The organism is Winogradskyella sp. ECml5-4 (assembly GCF_036903175.1).
Lineage (GTDB): Bacteria > Bacteroidota > Bacteroidia > Flavobacteriales > Flavobacteriaceae > Winogradskyella > Winogradskyella damuponensis.
Window position 1 is genome coordinate 1 of record NZ_JAYJLF010000068.1, and the last position, 1,028, is coordinate 1,028.

Annotated in this window: 1 protein-coding gene; it reads left to right on the forward strand. The window is 32.7% G+C overall.

Annotated elements, in window-relative coordinates; all coding sequences use genetic code 11:
- Window positions 1–202: 202 nt before the first annotated feature.
- A partial coding sequence (locus VDP25_RS17655) for an IS110 family transposase (RefSeq protein ID WP_334471966.1) occupies window positions 203–1,028 on the forward strand: 826 nt, incomplete at its 3' end.

Consider the following 1,028-nt stretch of genomic DNA (forward strand, 5'->3'; position numbering starts at 1 on the left):
AATTCATTAAATTTAAGGATAAATCAGAAAAGACAAAAGAGAGGAGTAAGGTTAATATACACGCAGAAGCTTTAGACTTCGTCAACATTGAAAATCCCCTCTCTTTTCTACACAGATTTCGTACAGTTCTATGAGGCTTTAAGACCTCGATTTTAAGTCGTTGAAACTCGCGTAGATTGTCCTTTCAAAAAAACATTTTCTTATGAATAAAGATATTAAATATTTTGGAATTGACATTAGCCATTTGGTGTTTGATGTCATGGACTCTGATGGTAATTACTATCAGTTTAAAAATAATGAACTTGGCTTTAAAAAGTTCACGAAACTTTTAAATAATAAGAGCCATTGCGTTATGGAAGCTACAGGCTATTATCATTATCAGTTAGCGTATCATTTGCTAGAATCTGGTATTAAAGTATCTGTAGAAAACCCATTGTCAGTGAAACGTTTTATACAGATGGGTTTATCAAAAGTTAAGACAGATAAGAGCGATTCAAAACTTATTTGTGCTTACGCTGAGCAAGTAGAATTAAAGCTATGGCAAGGAAATTCTAAGGAAGAAATAGAATGTCTTCAAATCGTTAGAACTCTTTCTGTGTATACAAAACAAAGCACTATGCTAAAAAACAAACTACATGGTGAAGCAGTTTTGGGTAATCCAAGTAAGCTTGTTGTTACGTCTTTAAAACGTAGTTTAAGACAATTAATCAAAGAGATAAAAACTTTAGAGGATAAGCTGTTAATTTTAGTAAAACAATCGCATCAAGATTTGTTTACCCGTTTAAAAACTATTCCTGGTATCGGTTCTAAAACAGCCATAATGTTAGTGGTATTAACAGGTGGTTTTGATCGTTTTACAAGTGCAAGTGAATTATGTAGTTATGCTGGATTAACACCAGTAATTAGACAAAGTGGAAGTAGTGTAAAAGGGAGGCCACGAATAAGTAAAATGGGTAATCAAAAGCTTCGGAATTTATTATTTATGTGCAGTTTTAATGCGTGTAAATACAACAAAGCTTGCCGAGATC